Annotated in this window: 20 protein-coding genes; 11 read left to right on the forward strand and 9 right to left on the reverse strand. The window is 73.3% G+C overall.

Annotated features, from left to right (window positions below):
* Positions 1-125 precede the first annotated feature (125 nt).
* From trpS to BM430_RS02280, 3 genes are all read right to left on the reverse strand, one after another.
* Positions 126-1142, reverse strand: coding sequence for a tryptophan--tRNA ligase (gene trpS, locus BM430_RS02270; RefSeq protein WP_093564895.1), 1017 nt, complete (start codon positions 1140-1142; stop codon positions 126-128).
* A 194-nt stretch (positions 1143-1336) separates the two neighbouring features.
* Positions 1337-2230, reverse strand: coding sequence for an amidoligase family protein (locus BM430_RS02275; RefSeq protein ID WP_280142259.1), 894 nt, complete (start codon positions 2228-2230; stop codon positions 1337-1339).
* A gap of 147 nt (positions 2231-2377) precedes the next feature.
* On the reverse strand, positions 2378-3652 hold the full coding sequence (locus BM430_RS02280; protein WP_093564897.1) for an adenylate/guanylate cyclase domain-containing protein: 1275 nt from the start codon (positions 3650-3652) through the stop codon (positions 2378-2380).
* Positions 3653-3943: 291 nt separating this feature from the next.
* Here BM430_RS02280 and BM430_RS02285 point away from each other — a divergent pair, with 291 nt between their 5' ends.
* Both BM430_RS02285 and BM430_RS02290 read left to right on the forward strand, forming a co-directional pair.
* Positions 3944-4393, forward strand: coding sequence for a CopG family transcriptional regulator (locus BM430_RS02285; RefSeq protein WP_093565392.1), 450 nt, complete (start codon positions 3944-3946; stop codon positions 4391-4393).
* Between the two features lie 122 nt (positions 4394-4515).
* Positions 4516-5871 (forward strand): extracellular catalytic domain type 1 short-chain-length polyhydroxyalkanoate depolymerase, encoded by a 1356-nt coding sequence (locus BM430_RS02290; protein ID WP_093564898.1) that lies wholly within the window; start codon positions 4516-4518, stop codon positions 5869-5871.
* A gap of 3 nt (positions 5872-5874) precedes the next feature.
* Here the strand turns inward: BM430_RS02290 and BM430_RS02295 are convergent, their stop codons facing one another.
* From BM430_RS02295 to BM430_RS02305, 3 genes are all read right to left on the reverse strand, one after another.
* Positions 5875-7494 (reverse strand): ABC transporter permease, encoded by a 1620-nt coding sequence (locus BM430_RS02295; protein ID WP_177302916.1) that lies wholly within the window; start codon positions 7492-7494, stop codon positions 5875-5877.
* 462 nt (positions 7495-7956) lie between these two features.
* Positions 7957-8970: an extracellular solute-binding protein gene (locus BM430_RS02300; protein ID WP_244539295.1), complete on the reverse strand. Its 1014-nt coding sequence runs from the start codon at positions 8968-8970 to the stop codon at positions 7957-7959.
* 110 nt (positions 8971-9080) lie between these two features.
* The gene (locus BM430_RS02305) at positions 9081-10151 is read right to left on the reverse strand and encodes an ABC transporter ATP-binding protein (protein ID WP_093564901.1); all 1071 of its coding nucleotides are present in this window, start codon (positions 10149-10151) and stop codon (positions 9081-9083) included.
* Between the two features lie 204 nt (positions 10152-10355).
* On the opposite strand from BM430_RS02305, the gene BM430_RS02310 reads away from it, so the two are divergent.
* The 4 genes from BM430_RS02310 to BM430_RS02325 all read left to right on the forward strand — a co-directional run bounded on the left by BM430_RS02310 (position 10356) and on the right by BM430_RS02325 (position 13738).
* Positions 10356-10772: a hypothetical protein gene (locus BM430_RS02310; protein ID WP_093564902.1), complete on the forward strand. Its 417-nt coding sequence runs from the start codon at positions 10356-10358 to the stop codon at positions 10770-10772.
* A 113-nt stretch (positions 10773-10885) separates the two neighbouring features.
* Complete coding sequence (locus tag BM430_RS02315) at positions 10886-12616, forward strand: ArnT family glycosyltransferase (protein WP_093564903.1); 1731 nt, start codon at positions 10886-10888, stop codon at positions 12614-12616.
* Positions 12617-12645: 29 nt separating this feature from the next.
* A complete protein-coding gene (locus BM430_RS02320; protein WP_093564904.1) occupies positions 12646-13407 on the forward strand; it encodes a glycosyltransferase in 762 nt (253 codons plus the stop codon).
* 4 nt (positions 13408-13411) lie between these two features.
* The gene (locus tag BM430_RS02325; protein ID WP_093564906.1) at positions 13412-13738 is read left to right on the forward strand and encodes a lipid-A-disaccharide synthase N-terminal domain-containing protein; all 327 of its coding nucleotides are present in this window, start codon (positions 13412-13414) and stop codon (positions 13736-13738) included.
* 35 nt (positions 13739-13773) lie between these two features.
* Here the strand turns inward: BM430_RS02325 and BM430_RS02330 are convergent, their stop codons facing one another.
* Complete coding sequence (locus BM430_RS02330) at positions 13774-14214, reverse strand: PRC-barrel domain-containing protein (protein ID WP_177302899.1); 441 nt, start codon at positions 14212-14214, stop codon at positions 13774-13776.
* Positions 14215-14407: 193 nt separating this feature from the next.
* Here BM430_RS02330 and BM430_RS02335 point away from each other — a divergent pair, with 193 nt between their 5' ends.
* From BM430_RS02335 to BM430_RS02345, 3 genes are all read left to right on the forward strand, one after another.
* Entirely contained in the window at positions 14408-14695 is a 288-nt protein-coding gene (locus BM430_RS02335; protein ID WP_093564910.1) for a GlsB/YeaQ/YmgE family stress response membrane protein, read from the forward strand.
* A 217-nt stretch (positions 14696-14912) separates the two neighbouring features.
* Positions 14913-15875, forward strand: coding sequence for a lipoyl synthase (lipA, locus tag BM430_RS02340; protein WP_093564912.1), 963 nt, complete (start codon positions 14913-14915; stop codon positions 15873-15875).
* Between the two features lie 4 nt (positions 15876-15879).
* Positions 15880-16335 (forward strand): type II toxin-antitoxin system RatA family toxin, encoded by a 456-nt coding sequence (locus BM430_RS02345; RefSeq protein WP_093564914.1) that lies wholly within the window; start codon positions 15880-15882, stop codon positions 16333-16335.
* Between the two features lie 124 nt (positions 16336-16459).
* Here BM430_RS02345 and BM430_RS02350 read toward each other — a convergent pair whose 3' ends face one another.
* On the reverse strand, positions 16460-17881 hold the full coding sequence (locus BM430_RS02350) for a GDSL-type esterase/lipase family protein (protein WP_143131935.1): 1422 nt from the start codon (positions 17879-17881) through the stop codon (positions 16460-16462).
* Positions 17882-18205: 324 nt separating this feature from the next.
* Between BM430_RS02350 and BM430_RS02355 the strand changes: the two genes are divergently transcribed.
* Positions 18206-18682 carry a hypothetical protein gene (locus tag BM430_RS02355; protein ID WP_177302900.1) on the forward strand — a complete coding sequence of 159 codons (477 nt, stop codon included), beginning with the start codon at positions 18206-18208 and terminating at the stop codon, positions 18680-18682.
* A gap of 76 nt (positions 18683-18758) precedes the next feature.
* A complete protein-coding gene (locus BM430_RS02360) occupies positions 18759-19484 on the forward strand; it encodes an alpha/beta fold hydrolase (RefSeq protein ID WP_093564916.1) in 726 nt (241 codons plus the stop codon).
* Positions 19485-19488: 4 nt separating this feature from the next.
* Here BM430_RS02360 and BM430_RS02365 read toward each other — a convergent pair whose 3' ends face one another.
* A complete protein-coding gene (locus BM430_RS02365; protein ID WP_093564918.1) occupies positions 19489-19773 on the reverse strand; it encodes a hypothetical protein in 285 nt (94 codons plus the stop codon).
* Positions 19774-19841 lie beyond the last annotated feature (68 nt).

Genomic DNA, 19841 nt, shown 5'->3' on the forward strand with positions numbered 1-19841 from the left:
AATGTCGATCCAATGGATGTTGGCCGCCCCGAACCTGGCCATATCGAAACTTGGCCTTGTGCCAGTGTCGTGTACCCCGTCCCGGGACGGTCCGGAGCGGGTCGACGCCCTCCGGCGCGGTCTGATCAGAGCCGGAACAGCCCCAGCGCGTCCTGCACCGCGTCCCGCGTGGCGGCGGTGACAATCCTCGCCCGCGCGGTGCCGGCGCGCAGCACGTCCATCACGAGATCCGGATCGCGGGCGATCCCGGCCCGCCGCTCGCGGATCGGCCCGAGGAGGTCGCGCAGCACGCCCGCGAGGCGCTCCTTGAGCGCGGCATCGCCGAGGCCGCCGCGGCGGTAATGCGCCTTCAGGGCCGCGACCGCCTCCGGATCGGGGTCGAAGGCGTCGAGATAGGTGAAGACCACGTTGCCCTCGACCCGGCCCGGATCGCTGGCGCGCAGGTGGTCGGGATCGGTGTACATCCGCCGCACCGCCGCCGCGATCTCGGGCTCCGAGGCCGAGAGCGGCACCGCGTTGCCGCCCGACTTGCTCATCTTCGCCCGTCCGTCGACGCCGGGCAGCCGGCCGACCTCCGGGATCAGCGCCCGCGCTTCGGGCAGGAGATCGTGGCCGACCTGACGGTTGAGGCGGCGGACGATCTCGTTGGTCTGCTCGATCAGGGGGGCCTGGTCTTCGCCGACCGGCACCAGGGTCGCGCGGAACGCCGTGATGTCGGCGGCCTGGGCGGCGGGGTAGCACAGGAAGCCCGCCGGGATGTCGCGGCCGAAGCCGCGGGCCTGGATCTCGTCCTTGATCGTCGGGTTGCGCTCCAGCCGGGCCACCGTGACGACGTTCAGGTAGAGCAGGGTCAGCTCGGCCAGCGCCGGCAGGGCCGATTGCACGCAGATCGTCGTGACCGCCGGGTCGATGCCGACCGCCAGGTAATCGGTCGCGACCTCGATCACGTTGCGGGCGATGCGGGCCGGATCGTGGGCGTTGTCGGTCAGCGCCTGCGCGTCGGCGAGGAGCAGGAACTGGCGGTGGCTGTGCTGGAGCGCCACGCGGTTGCGCAGCGAGCCGGCGTAATGGCCGAGATGCAGCGGACCGGTGGTGCGGTCGCCGGTGAGGATGACGGGCCGGGACGGCGCTTCGACGGACATGGGGGCTCTCCGGAGGATGAGCCGCCGCGCCGAAGGGTGCCGGAAAACCAACGACCGTGCCCACCGGACGGCGGCATCGGTCGTGACAGGATGAACGACGGCCGCTTCCTCAGAGGAAGCGCCACCAGCAGGTCGCGAGAGGGGAACGGTGGTCGGTCATCACCGTCACGCTCTACGCCGCGGCCGCCTTCCGCTCAAGCGGGATCGGGGCTTGCTGCCTGCGGACTTGCTGCCTGCGGAACACTCTCCTCCGCCAGCTCCTCCACCCCGACCCACAGGTTCCAGGCCGGGGCCAGGCTCCAGCCCGCGAGGCCCACATGCGCCTGCGGCATCCGGTAATGCAGCACCGGGCGCGGGCTCACCTTCTCGTCCGGCGGCAGGGCCGCCCGCACCCCGGCCTCGTCGCGGTGGGCGAGGATCGGCAGCATGTCGAGGCCGCGGTGGCGGGTCGGGTTGGCGGCGAGGTAGTCGCGGGCGAGCGCGTCGAGGTCGGGCCGGTAGCCCGGATCGAGCACCCGCGCGACGTAAGGCGCGGGGAACGGCGGCGGCAGGCCGCGGGCGGCCAGGAACCCGCCCGCGGCGGTCGCCCGGCGCAAATCCGGCTCGCGCCGCAGATAGGCCCGGAGCAGGCCCGTGAGGGTGGCGGCGTCGAGGTCCGGCGGCTCGACGTTGAAGTGGAGCCCGAGGGAGCCGAGCAGCACCGCCCCGCGCCCCCGCCCGCCGGCGCCGTGCAACAGGGCGGCGAGGCGGTCGACCTCCGGCAGGCGGTCGAAGGCGAGGGGGCCGGTGATCGCCTCGCGCGGCACCACCGGCCCGAGGAAGGCCGCCAGGGTGCGTCCCGCGGCGCGGACCGGCAGGCCGGGCCCAGAACCTTGCGGGGGGGCCCGGCGCTGCGGATGGGCGGCGCGCAGGTCGAGCTCGACCCGGATGTCGCCGAGCGACGTCCCCTCGACCCGGAAGGCGTGCGGATCCTCTTCGGCGACGCGCCCGCCGAGGCCGGCGGCGAGCGCCGTGGCGGCGATCCGGGCCGGGGGCCCCATGAACTCGATCTCGACGCCGACGCGGCGGGGCGTCCCGTCGGCCCGCAGGGGCCGGGGCGGCCGGCGGAACGGGGCCCTCGGAGATTCGGCCCTCGAAGTCTCTGCACTCGAAGACTTGTGCGCCGGAGACTCGGCCCTCGAAGACTCGACCATGGACCTCTCCAACCCGCGAAACTCGGTCATGTGGGACTCAGCTCACGACGCCACGGTCAGAGGAACGGGTTCGAGGCCGAACAGGTCCGGGCAATCGTCCTCGCCCGGGCGACGCGGCAGGCGGCGGGCCGGCGGCGCGGCGGGGCCGAGGAGCCGCATCACCCGCTTCGAGACCGCGACCGACAGGTTCTCGCGCTTGGCCCGGGCCTCGACCCGGGCCAGCGCGTTCATCGCCGGGCCGAGCACGGTGAACTCGGCCCGCAAGCCGTCGTCGAGCACCCCCACCAGCACCTCGCCGGCATGGAGCGAGGCGGTCAGCGCCAGGGGCGGCAGGTCCTGGCGCCGACGCGCCTCGTTCATCGCCTGCATCCGGACCTCGATCTCCCGCACGCAGGCGAGCGCCGCCGCGGCTTGCGCGGCCGGCGCGCCGTCGACGAACTGGGCCAGCACCCCGTCGCCGACATACTTGTCGACGAGGCCGCCATGCCCGGTGACCGCCTCGTGGGCGAGCGCCCGCACCGCCAGCAGCCAGTCGAGCACCCGGGCCTCGCCCCAAAGCCGGGTGAGGGCGGAGAAGCCCCGGATGTCGAGGGCGAGGAGGCAGGCATGGCGCGGCTGGAGCGCCGTCGGCCCGTCGCGCCGCACCAGGTCGATGCCGGCGGGCACGAAGCGCGCCAGGGTCGCCCGCTCGTGCTCCAGGCGCAGCATCGTCGCCACGCCCCGGCGCAGGCGCAGCGAGCCCTCGATCACGAAGGCGCCCGCGACCAGGAAGGACAGGAGGCCGAAGATGTTGGGTCCCGCCGGCGGCAGGCCGAGGCGGGGTTCGAGCAGGCCGAGGCCGAGCGCTCCGGACCACACCCCGGCGACGAGGGCGACGAACACGGCCGTGTGGCGCGGCCGCAGGGTCAGACCGGATTCGAGCAGCAGCAGGAAGGCCGGCAGCCGGCTCGCCAGGGTGCCGGGCTCGTCGGCGGCGTCGGCCGCGGCCATCATGTATTCGAGCACAATGTAGGCGGCGAGCGCCGCGTCGAGCAACGTCGTGATCCAGGCCAGGCGCTCGCTGTTGCGCCGCCGCGCCGTGGCGGCGAGCCAGAGCGAGGACGCCGCGTAGCCGGCGAGGATGAACCAGTGGCTGCCGGCATGCAGCGCGCCGTCGCTGAGAAGAGCCGAGACCGCCAGCACCCCCAGCATCACCAGCCGCATCGCGAGCACGCGGGTGGCCGTGCCCGCCGCGAGACCGGCGGCGAGGCCGGTCTCGTCCCCGGCGGGGCCGGGTGCCGCGCCGCGGTCCGGCGGGCTCGGATGGGGTCTGCTCATGCGGGGCCGATCATGCGGGACCAATCATGGGAAGCCAGTCACTGAGGCCTCGAGCCGTCCGGCAAGGTCGAGCCCTCCTGCAAGGTCAAGCCTTACGCGGGGCGCGGGGATGCGTCGAGGCGAGATGGTCGTTCGCTCAGCCTCGGCGAAGGCTCTCGGGTGGTCTGGATCGCGCAGGCGCCCGGAGCCGGACGGGCCGGACGCCCATCGTCTGATCGGCGACGCACCCTTGCGGAGTTCGACGCCGCCTACCATCTCCAGACCATCCGGTTGGATGGTCTGGAGATGGCGATGACCGAGAACGTGCACGAGCTGCGGCCCAAGGATCCAGGACACAAGGGGCCGGGCCCCAAGCTGCCCGACAGCGAGAAGGTCACGGTCAATCTCGGCTTCGTCGATCTCGGCCGCATCGACCTGATGGTGCGGGACGGGTTCTACGCCAACCGGGCCGACTTCATCCGCACGGCGGTGCGCAACCAGCTCGACCGGCAGGACGAGGCGTTGCGCCAGTCGGTGGCGCGCCGGCAGCTCAGCCTCGGGCTCACCGCCATCACGCGGGCCGAACTGGAGGCGGCGCGGGATGCGGGCACCCCGCTCAGCATCCAGGTCCTCGGGCTCGCCAGCATCGCCGACGACGTGACGCCGGAGCTCGCCCGCGCGGCCATCGCGTCCATCCACGTGCTCGGCGCCTTCCACGCCAGCGCCGCCGTCAAGGCGGCGCTCGCCGACCGCATCGTCTGACACCTTTCTCGCACAGGACCGCAATCATGAGCGCATTCAGGACTTTTCCTCCGGGCGGACCCTTCGCGGGCGGATCTTTTTCGGGCGGATCTTTCTCGGGCGGACTCGGCGCCACCGTCGACATGGCCGAGGTGACCCGCCTCACCCGCGCCGGCCGGCTGACCGAGGCCGTGGCGCTGATCCAGGGCCGTCCCGTGCCGGCCGAGCCCACCCAAGCGCCCGCCACCCACGCGCCCGCCCCGCGAGCGGCCGAGCCGGCGGTCGACCTCGTGGCCCCGGCCGAGCCGGGCGGCGCCTGGACGGTTGCGGGGGAGGCCGGCGCGCGTGAGCCGTCCGATCCGCCGCGGGACAGGCCCGACGCCTTGCGGGACAAGCCCGACGCCTTGCGGGGCATGCCCGAGGCCATGCCGGGCGTGTCCGAGGCTTTGCGGGGCATGTCCGACGCCCTGCGCGATCTGCCGGAGACCCTGAAGACCCTCCGCCAGCCGGCCGGCCTGACTGGCCTGCTGCGCGAGGGCGCCTTCGACGGCTTGTCCGGCAACCTGGCCGGCGGTCTGGCGAGCGGCCTGGCCGGCGGCCTCGGCGAGGGCCTGAAGCCCCGCCGTCCGGTGCCGGTGCCGGAGGGAGCGCGGTTCGAGGAGCGCAGCTTCTCCAGCGCCGCCGGCAGCCGGACCTACAAGGTCTACATGCCGGCCGGCCGGGAGGGCAGGGAACACAGCACCGCGTTACCGGTCGTGGTGATGCTGCACGGCTGCACCCAGGACCCCGACGACTTCGCCCTCGGCACGCGGATGAACGACCTCGCGGAGGCGCGAGGCGCGATCGTGGTCTATCCGCGCCAGGAGCGCTCGGCCAACGCGCAGAAATGCTGGAACTGGTTCCAGCCCGGCGACCAGGGCCGCGGCGCCGGCGAGCCGGCGCTGATCGCCGGGATCGCGAAGGCCGTGGTCGAGGAGTTCGGGGCCGATCCGACCCGGGTCTACGTCGCCGGGCTCTCGGCGGGCGGCGCGGCGGCGGCGATCCTGGCGGCGACCTATCCGGACGTGTTCGCGGCGGCGGGCATCCATTCGGGCCTCGCCTGCGGCGCGGCCCGGGACATGCCCTCGGCCTTCGCGGCGATGGGCCAGGGCGGCGCCGCCCCGCCGCGGCCGGGCGCGACCGTGCCGACCATCGTCTTCCACGGCGACGGCGACCGGACCGTGAACCCGATCAACGGCGAGCGGGTCGTGGCCCAGGCCCTGCCGGGGGCGCCGCTGCGGGAGACCGTGACGCGGGGCGAGGCACCGGGCGGGATCGCCTATACGCGCCGCGTCCACGCCGATGCGGAGGGGCGGGGAATCGTCGAAGCGTGGGTGCTGCACGGGGCCGGCCACGCCTGGTCCGGCGGCAGCCCGGACGGGTCCTACACCGAGCCGCGCGGGCCCGACGCCAGCGCGGAGATGCTGCGGTTCTTCCTGGAGCATCCGCGCCGGGCCTGAGCCTCACGCCTTCGGCGTCGAGACCCGCAGCAGCAGCGCGACCGGCAGCAGCCCGACCGCGACGATCAGGAGGGCGGCGACCGCGCCGTCCTCGTAGGTGCCCCGGGCGGCCTCGCCGTAGAGGTGGGTCGCCAGGGTCTCGACGTTGAGCGGACGCAGGATCAGGGTCGCGGGCAGTTCCTTGACGCAATCGACGAAGACCAGGAGGGCGCCGCCCAGGATCGCCGGCCAGGTCAGCGGCAGGTGGACCTGCGCCAGGGCGCCGGCCGGTCCCCGGCCGAGCACCCGGGCGGCGTCGCCGAGGGAGCGCGGCACCCGGGCGAGGCCCGCCTCGCTGCTGCCGGCGGTGACCGCGAGGAAGCGCACCACGTAGGCGTAGACCAGAGCCGCCCCGGTGCCGAGGCCCATCGCGGCGAGCGGAACGCCGGCGAGCGCCCGGCTCGCCCCGTCGAGCAGGCCGTCGAGGGCGGAGAGCGGCGGCAGGAGGCCGATCGCCAGGATCGCGCCCGGCACCGCGTAGCCGAAGGTGGCGCAGCGCAGGAGCCAGCCGCGCCAGCGCCCGCCGAGCAGCCGCGGGCCCGCCGCCACGACGAGGCCGAGAGCCGTGGCGACGAGTGTCGCGAGGCCGGCATAGAGCAGGGTGTTGAGGCTCTCCGACAGGATCGCCCCGGACAGGCCGGCGAAGTGGAGGCGCTTTCCCGCCTCGACCGCGAGGTAGCCCGCCGGCGCCAGGAAGCCGAGGGCGACCGGCACGAGGCCGAGCCCCAGGGCCGCCAGCGCCGCCGGGCCGGTGAGGACCTTTCGCGCCATCCGCCGCGGGCGCTGCGCCGCCCCGGCATAGCCGCGCCCGCGCCGGGCCCGGCGCTCGACCGCGATCAGGCCGAGGCAGGCGGCGAGCATCACGAGGGCGAGGCCGGCGGCGCCCGGCAGGTCGGAGCGGTTGACCCAGGTATCGTAGATCGAGACCGTGAGGGTGCGGACCCCTAAGAATTCCGCCGCCCCGATGTCGTTGAGCGCCTCGAGCAGGGCGAGGCTGGCGCCGAGCGCGATGGCGGGGCGGGCCAGCGGCAGGGCGACCCGGAGGAAGACCGAGGCCGGCCCGGCCCCGAGGCTGCGCCCGGCCTCGACCAGGGTCGCCGACTGCATCAGGAACAGCGCCCGGGTCGGCAGGTAGACGTAGGGGTAGAGCACGAAGCCGAGGAGCAGGACGCAGCCCGGCAGCGAGCGCAGGTCGGGCAGGATCAGGTCGCGCGGACGGGCATAGCCGAGGAGGGCGCGGATCGCGCCCTGCACCGGGCCGACCGGGTGCAGCAGGTCGAGATAGGCGTAGGCGCCGATATAGGTGGGGACCGCGAGCGGCAGCAGCAGCGCCCAGTCGAGCAGGCGCCGGCCCGGAAACTCGTAGGCCGCGACGAGCCAGGCCGCCCCGGTGCCGACTGCCACGACGACGATTCCGACGCCGGCGAGCAGCAGGCCGGTCTCGACGAGGGCCGGGGGCAGGACGTGGGCGAGGAGGTGGGGCCAGAGGCCGCCCGAGCCCTGCAACGCCTCGACGCCGAGGGCCGCGACCGGGGCGAGGACCAGGAGGGCGGTGAGGCCGGCGGCGAGGGTCCAGACCTGCAGCCACGGCTTGCGCGACCGCGGGGCCGCCGCGGGTCGCGGCCGAGGAGGCCGTGCGGTCTGGCGCGCGGCCGCCGGCGGGCCCGACGGCACGAAGGCTCTTCCCTCCACTGTGGTTGTTCGCTCCGGTCGGCTGCGTAGTGATCGATGGGCTTTTGCCCGATCCGTCCCGTCAGGCTGAAGCGCGGATTTTTTCCCTCCCCCCTCTGCGGGGGAGGGTGGCCCCCGAGGGGGCCGGGAGAGGGGGCGACGCTTCCGGAGACGTCGCGCGTTTCATGACACGCGCCACCTGGATCAGCGTCGCGCTGCCCCTCTCCCGCCCGGCTCCGCCGGGCACCCTCCCCCGCAGAGGGGGGAGGGAAAAGGCATGCGCCATTCCTTTCCACGGACAGCTCTGCGCGGACGGGGAGAGGGGAAAGCCAGCGCTACTTATCTCTATCGGATCAGATCACGCGAACTTCGGGCTCACCGGTCGAACCCGACCTTGTCGACGAGCAGGCTCGCCGCCTTGCGGTTGCGGGCGATCTCGACGAGCGACGTCGTGTCGACCTTGAGCGGGCCGAGGGCGGAGAGCAGCGGATCGACCGCGACGCCGGGCTTCACCGGGTACTCGTAATCGGCCTTGGCGTAGAGGCCTTGCGCCTCGTCCGAGGCGAGGTATTCGAGCAGCTTGACGGCGTTGTCGCGGTTCGGGGCGGACTTGGCCACCACCGCGCCCGAGACGTTGACGTGGGTGCCGCCGCCCTGGAACGTCGGCAGCACCACCTGGATGCCCTCGCCCCACTTCTTCTGCTCCGGGCCGCCCCGGCCGCTGCGCATCAGGCCGACATAGTAGGAATTGCCCAGGCCGATGTCGCAGAGATCGGCGACGATGTCGCGGGCGACGTCGCGGTCGCCGCCGCCGGCCTTGCGGGCGAGGTTGTCCTTCACCCCGCGCAGCCAGGCTTCGGTCTTCGCCTCGCCGTGCTTGACCAGGTAGGCGGCGATCAGCGCAGTGTTGTAGGGGTGCTGGCCCGCGCGCAGGCAGATCTTGCCCTTCCACTTCGGGTCGGCGAGGTCCTCGTAGGTCAGCCCGGCGAGGTCGCGCAGATCCGGATCGGCATAGGCCACCCGGGCGCGGGTCGAGAGGGCGAACCAGCGCCCCTCGGAATCACGCAGGTTGGCGGGAATCGCCGCCTCGAGGGCGGGGGAGCGCACCGGCTGGGCGAGGTCGCGGTCGACGAGCTCGATCAGGTTGCCGATATCGACGGTCATCACCACGTCGGCGGCGGAGCGGGCGCCCTCGGCGGCGACGCGCTCGGCCAGGCCCTTGTCGACGAACACCGTGTTGACCTTCACGCCGCTCGCCTTGGTGAAGGCGTCGAGGAGCGGACGGATCAGGCCGGGCTCGCGGGTGGTGTAGAGGTTCACCTCGCTCTCGGCAGAGGCCGGGGCCGCGAGGGCGGCGAGACCGAAGAGGGCGAGCGCGGTGCGTGACAGGGACAAGGGGCGTCTCCCGGGAATGGCGCCCCCTTGAGAAGCAAACCCGAAACAAAATCAAGCGCGTTAGATTTTAGTTGTTTCAATGTAAAGCGGTCCGGATCTTCCGGTCACGCGGCATCCTCCTCGGGCAGGACCAGCACCGCGTCCGGCACCAGCGTCACCCCGACGGCGTCGCCCGGCCCGTAGGGTCCCGGGCCGGGGAGGCGGGCCCGCAGCGGCCCCTCGACGCCCGGCACCCCGAGATGCAGCACGCTCGCCGCCCCCAGGAAGGTGCGGCGCGTGACCTGGGCGGCGATGCCCTCGCCGGGACGCCCGACCCGCAACGCCTCGGGCCGCAGGCAGACCCGGACCATTGCGCCGTCGGGCAGGTGGGGGGCGGGCACGCTCCCGAGCGGCGTCCCGGCCCGGCCGGCCTCGACCCGGGCCGGGATCTCGGCCGCGTCGGCGAGGAAGCGGGCGGCGAACAGGCTCTCGGGGCGGCGATACAGGGCCTCGCCGGTGGCGACCTGGACGATGCGGCCGCGGCGCATCAGGGCGATGCGGCTCGCGACCGCGAGCGCCTCCTCGGGATCGTGCGTCACCATCAGGGCGGTGGTGCCGGTGCGGCGCAGGAGCGCCACCGTGTCCTCCCGCACCCGGTCGCGCATGCGCCGGTCGAGGTTGGAGAACGGCTCGTCGAGGAGAAGTAGCCGCGGCCCGGGCGCCAGCGCCCGCACCAGGGCCACGCGCTGCTGCTCGCCCCCCGACAGGGTCTGGGGATAGGCGCCGGCACGGCCCGACAGCCCGACCTGCTCCAGAAGCTCGTCGGCCGCCTCGCGGGTGGCGGCCGGCTGGCCCTTGAGGCCGAAGCGGATGTTCTCCCGGACGGTCAGGTGGGGGAACAGGGCGTAGTCCTGGAACATCAGGCCGACGCCGCGCGCCTCCGGCGGCACCGCCGCCCCTTCTCCGGCGACGAGGCGCCCGTCGAGCCGCACCGTGCCGGAATCCGGCGCCTCGAGCCCGGCCACCACCCGCAGCAGCGTGCTCTTGCCGCAGCCCGAATCGCCGAGCAGCGCCATGACCTCGCCGGGCCGCAGGGTGAGCGAGACCCCCGCCAGGGCCTGCACCCGGCCGAAGCGGCAGGCCAGGTTCTCCACCGCCAGGGCGGGCGCCGGGCGGGACGGGGCCGGTTCGGTCATCGCGGGGTTCCTCGGCGGGCGGGTCGGGGCGTCGCGCTCATACACGGGCCGGGGAGGGCCGGCGAGGGCGCGCGGGCCTGCACCGATCCGGCACGGGACCCGCCGTGTCAGGGTCAATCGGGCGTTAAGCCGATTCGTCGAATCCTGCGCATCGCCGCGGCCTAGAGGGCGCCGGCGGGCTGTGTCGCGAAGGGTATCGGGCGTATGCGTAACCTGTCGGGCGAGAGGAGCGCCGTCGAGAGCGGCACCGTGGTGGCGTTCCGGCGCAAGGAGCGGCCGGCCCGCACGGATCACGGCCTCGACCACGAGCTCGCCCCCAGCCCCCGGGTCGCCGCCGCGCGGCGCGACCAGCGCAGCCTGATGGACACGGTCTACGAGGCCGGCACCCTGCCGGTGGCGGCGGGCGACCGGGAGACCAAGCTGCTCGCCTCGCGCCTGCTCGTCTACGGCTTCCTCACCATCGACGAGGTCGGCGAGGACGGCGCCACCCGCTCCCTGCGCCCCTCCGAGGCCGTGCGCGCCGGCCGCGAACGCCCCTGGCGCCTGTCGCGGGCCTCGCGCGGGGTGAGCCTGTCGGTGCCGATCCCGGCCCTGGACGGGTTCCTGTTCGAGCGGGCGTGAGGGCGCAGGGCTGCCCCGCCCGCGAAAATTGACTTTCCGAACCGGATCACCGACACGGGCGCCCGCCGCGACCGCCGCCGTTCGCGTCGGGTTCCCCGGTTCGGAGCTTTGCATTGACGAGCCTTGCCGCCGGGCGCCGCCCCGGCCGCGCCGCCTCCGTGGGCCTTCTCGCGGAGCGCCTCCTCGATCTCGGGGCGCGCAGCCATGGGGCGGCCTGCGCGCTGCTCGTCGTCCTGTCGCTGGTCTGCTTCCTGCCGGGCTTCGCCTCGCTCCAGCCGATGGACCGGGACGAGCCGCGCTTCGCCCAGGCCTCGAAGCAGATGCTCGAATCGGGCGACCTCGTCGACATCCGCTTCCAGGGCGAGGCCCGGCACAAGAAGCCGGTCGGCATCTACTGGGCGCAAAGCGCGGTCGTCGCGGCCGGCGAGGCGCTCGGCGTGCCGGGCGCCCGCACCGCCATCTGGCTCTATCGCATCCCCTCGCTCGTCGGCGCCGTCGCCACGGTGCTGCTCAGCTACTGGGCCGCGCTCGCCTTCCTGCCGCGGCGCGGGGCCTTCCTCGCGGCCGCCCTCGTCGGCGCCTCGGTCATGCTCTCGGCCGAGGCGCGGCTCGCCAAGACCGACGCGCTGCTCACCGCCTGCGCGGTCGCCGCCATGGGGGCGCTCGCCCGGGCCTGGCTCGCCCGCGCGACCGCCGCCCGGCTGCCGCAAGCCCCCCTGAACAACGCCACCGTCCTGACCTTCTGGCTCGCGGTCGCCCTCGGCATCCTGGTCAAGGGACCGATGGTGCCGCTATTCGCCGGCCTCGCGGCGCTCAGCCTCTCGGTCTTCGCCCGCTCCGGCGCCTGGCTCAAACGCCTCCGGCCGGGCCTCGGCCTCGTCCTGGTGCTGATCCTGGTGGCGCCGTGGTTCGTCGCCATCACGCTCAAGAGCGGCGGCGCCTTCTACGGCGAGGCGGTGGGGCACGACATGCTCGGCAAGGTCGGCACCGCCCAGACCCAGCACTGGGCGCCGCCCGGCACCTACCTGCTGGTCATCTTCGCCACCTTCTGGCCGGCGGCGGCCTTCGCGGCGATGGCGCTGCCCTTCGCCTGGACGAACCGGCGGGAGGACGGAATCGCCTTCCTGATCGCCTGGGTGCTGCCGTCCTGGCTGGTCTTCGAGGCGGTGCCGACCAAGCTGCCGCATTACGTGCTGCCGCTCTGCACCGCCCTCGCGATCCTCGCCGTCACGGCGGTCGCCCGCGGGGCGGTGCACCGCGACCGGCCGGGAGCGCGGTGGGTGGCGCTGCTGGTGCCGTTCATCCCCGCCGGCCTGACGGCGGGTCTCTGCGTCGCCGCCTGGCGCCTCGACGGGACGATCCCGTGGGCGGGGCTGCCGCTGCTGCTCGCGGCGAGCGCGGTGGCTTTCCTGGCCTGGCGCGCCTTCGTCGGCGGCTCGCCTGAGCGCGCGCTCGCCGTCGCGGTGCTCGCAGGCGCGCTGCTCGGCCCGGCGGTGTTCGGGCTCACCCAGCCGGCCTTGCCCGCCCTCAAGGTCTCGCCGCGCCTCGCCTCACTTCGCGACGCGCTGCCCTGCCCGAACCCGAAGGTCGGCACGCTCGGCTACCGCGAGCCGAGCCTGGTCTTCCTGATCGGCACCGACCTGGCGATGCTCGATTCGGCCGAGGAGGCCGCGGCCTTCCTCCGGCAGGGCGGCTGCCGCCTCGTCTACGTCGAGGACCGCTTCGCCCCGGCGTTCGCGGCCGCGCATGCCGGCATTCCGCCCCAACCCGTCGGCCGCGTGACGGGCTTCAACATCAACGGCGGCAAGCCGGTCGGCCTGTCGGCCTATGCGGTGACGCCGTGATCCAGACCTTGCAGGAAAGCCCGAACGCCATGCCGGATCGGGAGGCGATCCGCCTCAGCGTCGTGGTGCCGGTGAAGAACGAGGCCGGCAACATCGCGCCCCTCGTCGCCGAGATCGCGGCATCTTGCGCATCCTTGCGCCCGTTCGAGATCGTCTACGTCGACGACGGTTCGACGGACGCGACCCCGGCGGCGCTGGCGGAGGCGCGGGCGCGCCATCCGGAACTGCGGGTGCTGCGCCACCGCGAGAGCTGCGGCCAGAGCGCGGCGGTGCGCACCGGCGTGCTGGCGGCGCGCGGCGAACTGGTCGCGACCCTCGACGGCGACGGCCAGAACGACCCGGCCTTCATCCCGGCGCTCGCCGCCGCGCTCGTCGCGGCCGGGCCGGGGGCGGGGCTGGCGCAAGGCCAGCGGGTCGGCCGCAAGGACGGGCGGCGCAAGATGATCCAGTCGCGCATCGCCAACGGGGTGCGCGGCCGCATCCTCAAGGACGCGACGCGGGACACCGGCTGCGGCCTCAAGGTCTTCCGCCGGGCGGTCTACCTGCGCCTGCCGTATTTCGACGCGCTCCACCGCTTCATGCCGGCCCTCGTCGCCCGCGAGGGATTTGCCGTCGTCCACGCCGACGTGGTCGACCGGCCGCGCCTCACCGGGCACTCGAATTACGGCCTGTTCGACCGGCTCTGGGTCGGCATCCTCGACCTCGCCGGAGTGTGGTGGCTGATCCGCCGCCGGCGCCGGGTGCCGCAGGTGGTCGCGGCAGAGCAAGCCGCGACGGCGAAGACGGAGTAGCCCGATGGTCGCCGACATCATGCACGGGCTCAGCGCCTATTTCTGGTCGCTGTTCACCGGCCCGATCGATCTCGTGCTGATGGTCGGCCTCGTCGGGCAGGGGCTGTTCACCGCCCGCTTCCTGGTCCAGTGGATCGCCAGCGAGAAGGCGGGGCGCAGCGTGATCCCGCTCTCGTTCTGGTTCCTGTCGCTCGGCGGCTCGGCGGTGCTGCTCGGCTACGCGCTCTACCGGCGCGACCCGGTCTTCATCCTCGGCCAGAGCCTCGGCACGGTGATCTACCTGCGCAACCTCGCCCTGGTGTTCCGCGAGCGCCGCAGCACCCGCGCCTGAGGAGCGCCCCGGCGGACCGGGGCGCCGGGCTGCCGTCAGCCCTTCTTCTTGTACTCGAAGGCCGGGGCCTTGTTCAGCTCGTCCTTGGTGGCGGCCACGCTCGCCTTCCAGCCGTCGCCGTCGCGGACCAGGGTCACGCTCTCGGGGCTGACCGCGACGTAGCGCTCGCCGATGCCGAGGAAGCCGCCGACGCCGAGGATCACCGCCTGCACGGTCTTGCCGTCGACGATCACGAGGTCGGCGATGTCGCCGATCGACTCGTTCTGGGTGTTGGTGACCTTGGTGCCGAGGAGGCGCGAGGTCACCGCGGCGGCGGGCTCGAGGGTGATGAACTGCACGGTCGCGGTCTTGACCCGCTGCGTCGTCATCGCGCCGGTCTCCGGCTGCGTCGCGGTCTGGGCCGTGGCCGGCAGGGCCAGGACTGGCCCGCAGGCGAGCAGGAGGGCGGCCGTCGCGAGGGCGGTCTTCAGCGTCATGGGACAAATCTCTCCGGGGGAAGGCCCGCACGTGGGGCGAGGCGGGCCCGCTCGCAGAACGGGCCCGCGCCGGCGGAGTTCCGCATCGTCAGGTTTTCGGCCGAGCGATGCGCGGCGGCCGGGTGCAACGCGGCCACGCGAGCCCCATCTAGGAGCTTGGCGGCCGCGCCACGCGGCGAGACAGGGGAACACCATGGACGGTCACGTGTACGGAGCGCTCGGTCAGCCGGGCGTCGGCTTCCTGATGGCCATCGTCATCGGAGCGCTGGCGGGCTGGCTGGCGGAGCGGTTCATGAACTCCAACATGGGCCTGCTCGGCAACATCGTGCTCGGCATCATCGGCGGCGTGGTCGGCAACTTCCTGGCGGCGCAGTTCCACATCCCGATCTTCGGGTTCTGGCGCAACCTGTTCTCCGCCACCATCGGGGCGGTCATCATCATCGCGGTGGTGCGGGCGGTCCGGGGCGAGCGGCGCTACTGACCGCCGCGCCTCGCGCAGCGGAAGGCCCGGACAGGCGCGTGCCGGACGGCCTCCAAGTCCGGCCGAGGTCCGACGACGCCACGACATGCATGGCGCGCCGCGCGGCGGCGCGTCACGCCCCATTTGCCCCGAGGGCCCGGACATCTTAAGTCACGGAGGCGCCGCGAGGGGTTCGCGGGCGCTCTTCGTCTCGAAACCCCTTGCCGTTCCGGATCCCATGGCCGTCGTCCTCGATCTCCTGCGCAACGACCAGCGTCCCCGTCACCCGGAGAAGGCGCACCGGCCCGACCAGCCGATCCTGCGCAAGCCGGACTGGATCCGCGTTAAGGCGCCGGGCTCGCCGAAATGGGCCGAGACCCAGGCCATCGTGCGCGAGAACAAGCTCGTGACGGTGTGCGAGGAGGCCGGCTGCCCCAATATCGGCGAGTGCTGGGAGAAGAAGCACGCCACCTTCATGATCATGGGGGATACCTGCACCCGGGCCTGCGCGTTCTGCAACGTGCGCACCGGGATGCCGGAGGCCCTCGACCTGGCCGAGCCGGAGCGGGTGGCGGAGGCGGTGGCCAAGCTCGGCCTTCACCACGTCGTCATCACCTCGGTCGACCGCGACGACCTGAAGGACGGCGGCGCCGCCCATTTCGCTGCGGTGATCGGCGCGATCCGGCGCCTGAGTCCCACCACCACCGTCGAGATCCTGACCCCCGACTTCCTGCGCAAGGACGGCGCCCTGGAGGTCGTGGTGGCGGCCCGCCCCGACGTGTTCAACCACAACCTCGAGACCGTGCCGTCGAAGTACCTGACGGTGCGCCCCGGCGCCCGCTACTTCCACTCGATCCGCCTGCTGCAGCGGGTCAAGGAGCTCGATCCGACCATCTTCACCAAGTCCGGGATCATGGTGGGCCTCGGCGAGGAGCGCAACGAGGTGCTCCAGCTGATGGACGACCTGCGCTCGGCCGAGGTCGACTTCCTGACGATCGGCCAATACCTGCAGCCGACGAAGAAGCACCACCCGGTCCTGTCCTTCGTGACGCCGGACGCGTTCAAGGCCTACGAGACCACGGCCTACGCCAAGGGCTTCCTGCTCGTCTCGGCGACGCCGCTCACCCGCTCCTCCCACCATGCCGGCGAGGATTTCGCCCGGCTCAAGCAGGCCCGGCTCGACCGGCTGGGGACCGTCTGACCCGATGCCGAGCTTCCGCACCACCCGCACCGTCCGCCACAGCCCGACGGAGATGTTCGACCTCGTCGCCGACGTCGAGCGCTATCCCGAGTTCCTGCCGCTCTGCGAGTCGCTGCGGGTGCTGCGCCGGCAGGAGGTCGAGGACGGCACCGAGACGCTCGTCGCCGACATGGGCGTCGGCTACAAGGCGATCTCGGAGCACTTCACCACCCGGGTCCGCCTCGACCGGCCGAACCACAAGATCCTGGCCGAGTACATCGACGGCCCGTTCCGGCATCTGGAGAACCGCTGGACCTTCCGCGAGGCGCCGAATGGCGGCTGCACGGTCGAGTTCTTCATCACCTACGAGTTCAAGAGCCTGGCTCTGGGGCTTCTGATGGGGAAGATGTTCGACCGGGCCTTCCGCAAGTTCACGGACGCGTTCGAGAGCCGGGCGGACCGGTTGTACGCGCGGGCGTGAGGCTCGCATTTCCAATGAACTTCGGCTGATCCTACAATCTCCATCGTCATCCCGGGGCCGCGAAAGCGGAACCCGGGATGACCCTGTGCGGTGGAACGATGACCCACCCTCCACCGCTCGATCGTCACCGCCCCTTCAAGACCACCCCGAGATCGATCCCGCTCCCCATCGCCAGATAGCCGGCCCGGTTCGGGTGCAGCCGGTCGCCCTTGCCGCCGGTGGTGCTCTCCGGGACCATCTCGGGGCGCAAGCCCCCGGTCGCCGGGTCGAGGGTCGCGGCGTCGAAATCCACCACCCCGTCGAACACCCCCGACTCGCGGATGAAGGCGTTGAGGCCGCGGCGCTTCTCGTCCTGCTCGGGATGGCCGTGGGCGGCGCTGGAACTGCCCTTGGCGGACGGGAGGGTGGCGCCGATCACCCGCACGCCTGGGATGCGGGCGCGCAGGCGCGCGACGCCCTCCCGTATCCCGGCCTCGACGGCGGCGAGCGAGGCCTCGCCGTTGCGGCTGAAATCGTTGATGCCCTCGAGCCAGATCACGCTGGCGACCCCCGACAGCCCGATCACGTCGCGATCGAGCCGGGACACGGCCGAGGGCCCGCCCGGGAAGGGTTTCTGCGGCCCGTATTCCGCCGGGCCGACCACCTGGTTGCCGCCGATTCCGGCATTGACCACCGCGACCCGGTTGCCGCGCGTCGCGTGCAGGCGGCGCGACAGCACGTCGGGCCAGCGGTCGTCGCCGTTCATCGTCGAGGCGGTGCCGTCGGTGATCGAATCGCCGAAGGCGACCACGACCGGGGTCGGCGCGCTCGTCGCCATGTCGACGGCGTCGACGAAGAACCACGAGGCGGTGGAGTAGGGGAAGGCGGCCTCGCCCTCGTCAGTGCCCCGCGATCCGGCGCCCGGCGCGGTGGCGTAGGACGTCTGCAGGGCCTTGGCGTGCCAAGTCATCGGCCCGCTCGATCCCACGACGTGGAGCGAGACCGCGAGCTTGCGCCCGGCGAGCAGGGCTGCGTCCGGATCGGCCGCGAAGGGCAGGGCGATCGGATCCGACCACACCTCGCCCCCGGGCGGGACCGTGACCCGGTCCTGGCCGGCGAAGCGCACCGGGCGGTTGGTGCCCGGCACCAGGGCCGCGCCGCCGAGCTGCAGCCCGGCATGGACGCCGTCGAGGGTCAGCGGCCGGGTCCCGAAGGCGTTGGAGATCCGGATGCGGGCCTCGCGGCCCCAGACGTCCGGCCGCAGCACCAGCCGCAGGGTCTGGTCGCGGGCGCCCTCGGCCGGGTCGGGGAAGGCGAAGCTCTGATCGGGCTGGGCCGACGGGTTGCCGACCGGATAGGGCCCCTGGACCGAGCCGGCCCAGGCGGTCGCCCAAGTTCCGGCCGTCGCCGAAGCTCCGGCCGTCGCCGAAGTCCCGGCCTCGGGGGGCCGCCCATCCTGCGCCCGGACCGGGGCGGCCCAGGCGGCTCCAAGGCAGATCGCGGCCGCCACGGCCGCGGCGTGTCCGAGCAAGACCGCGGCCGCGATGGCCGCTGGGTGCCGATGCATGTCGTCCTCCCGATCCCGGGCGCTGTCGCCGCGCCCTTGCCGAGAACCAATCGACCACGGAACGCTTGCCGCCGGGAAGGGCAAAGGCGCCTGGAAATCATCCACCCCTGCGCGCGGAATGTGCGCTGGAACACGCCCATGGCCACCCACAAGGCCTAAGCCTTCGCCCACCTCGCGAGGTCCCGATGCCGCCGCAAGATCGTTCGGCGATCGGCCGCGGCTTTTCGTCCTGCCGCGACCCTCCTGCCGACCCTTTTGCGACCCGGCCACCTTGATCCATCACGCGAGGCCCCGGAGTCCCACCCTGCCCGAAGGGGGTGCTCGATGACCCATCCGTGGCCCCACCACCACACCGACGGTTCGGTGCACTACACCCATTGCTGGCCCGAAGCCGTGGAGGCCCTGCCGGCTTCCGAACCGACCCGGCCCGACTGGCGCCGGCGCCTGCGCGGCGCCGCCGGCATGGTCGGCGCCTCCGGCCTCGCCGCCGGGGCGATCTGGTTCGCCATGCTGTGCGATCCGACCGTCTCCCGCGCCGCCCTGCCGCCCTCGGCGGATGTCTGCACCAATGCCGGCCACGCCGTGCGGGTCTGGTTCGACGCCGAGACCGCCCGGCGCGCCCGCGTCGCCGAGGCGCCGCACCAGCACGCCTTCAACAGCATGCTGCTGTGGTACCGCTCGGCCGAGGGCAAGTGCGCCGCCGGCCGCACCCAGGAGGCGGTCCGCAGCTTCCAGTCGCTGGAGCGGATGATCGCCGGCTTCGACGCGAACCGGCAGGACCGGGACGAAGCGGACGAGTGATCCGTTCGTGTGATCCGTCCTTGCGCGCCGCCTCCGTTCGCGCTTCGCTCTCCCGACCGATGACGGGAGGGGCGGGATGCCGGATGGTCTGACCTTCGTGCTGGTGCACGGCGCCTGGCACGGCGGCTGGTGCTGGGTGCGCGTCGCGGAGATCCTGCGGGCGCAAGGCCACCGGGTCTTCACCCCGACCTGCACCGGCCTCGGCGAGCGGGCGCACCTCCTCTCCGACACGATCACCCTCGATACCTTCGTGCGCGACGTCGCCGGCGTGATCGCGGCCGAGGAACTCAGCGACGTCGTGCTGGTCGGGCATTCCTTCGGGGGCCTCGCGATCAGCGGCGTCGCCGAGGCGATGCCGGAGCGGCTGCGCCACCTCGTCTACCTCGACGCGCTGATTGCGGAAGCAGGCCGCTCCCCCTTCGACGGGCTGCCGCCCGAGGTGGTGGCGGCCCGCCGCCACGCGGCGGAGGAATCGAGCGGGGGCCTGAGCCTGCCGCCGCCGACGGCCGCCGCCTTCGGGGTGTTCGACCCGGCCGATGCGGCCTGGGTGGAGCGGCGCCTGACCCCGCACCCCTTCAGCACCTACGAGAGCCCGCTACCGATCCGCGGCCCGGTCGGCAACGGCCTGCCGCGCACCTACGTCGATTGCACCGCGCCGTCCTACGCCACCCTCGACCGGGTCAAGGACTGGGTCCGGCGCCAGCCCGGCTGGGGCTGGCGGGACCTGGCCACCGGCCACGACGCGATGGTGAGCGCCCCCGGCCCGCTCGCGGACCTGCTGGTCGAGCTCGGCGGGGCCTGAGCCGTCAGCCCATCGTGACGAGGGTGCGGCCGGGATCGATCTCGATCAGCCGCAGCCCGAAGCTGCGGCCCTCCTGCGCCTCCCAGTCGGCCAGCACGGCGTTGACCCGCTCGGGGCCGTGCTCGGCCAGGGTGCGGGTGCCCACCGGCTCCTCGATGGCGTGCATCACCTCGCCCATCAGCCGGGCGCGGGCCGGCGCCTCGGCGGGCTCGGCGGCGTCGCAATAGGTCGTGACGATCTGCTCCGACAGCGCCTCGATCACGGCCTGGTTCACGGAGGTCATGCCCATGCTGCGCTCTCTCCCGTTCGACGCGGCCGTCATCGAGCGGCCGTCCGGACCGGGACAACGCGGCCGGG

The sequence above is a fragment of the Methylobacterium sp. 174MFSha1.1 genome (genome assembly GCF_900116815.1).
Lineage (GTDB): Bacteria > Pseudomonadota > Alphaproteobacteria > Rhizobiales > Beijerinckiaceae > Methylobacterium.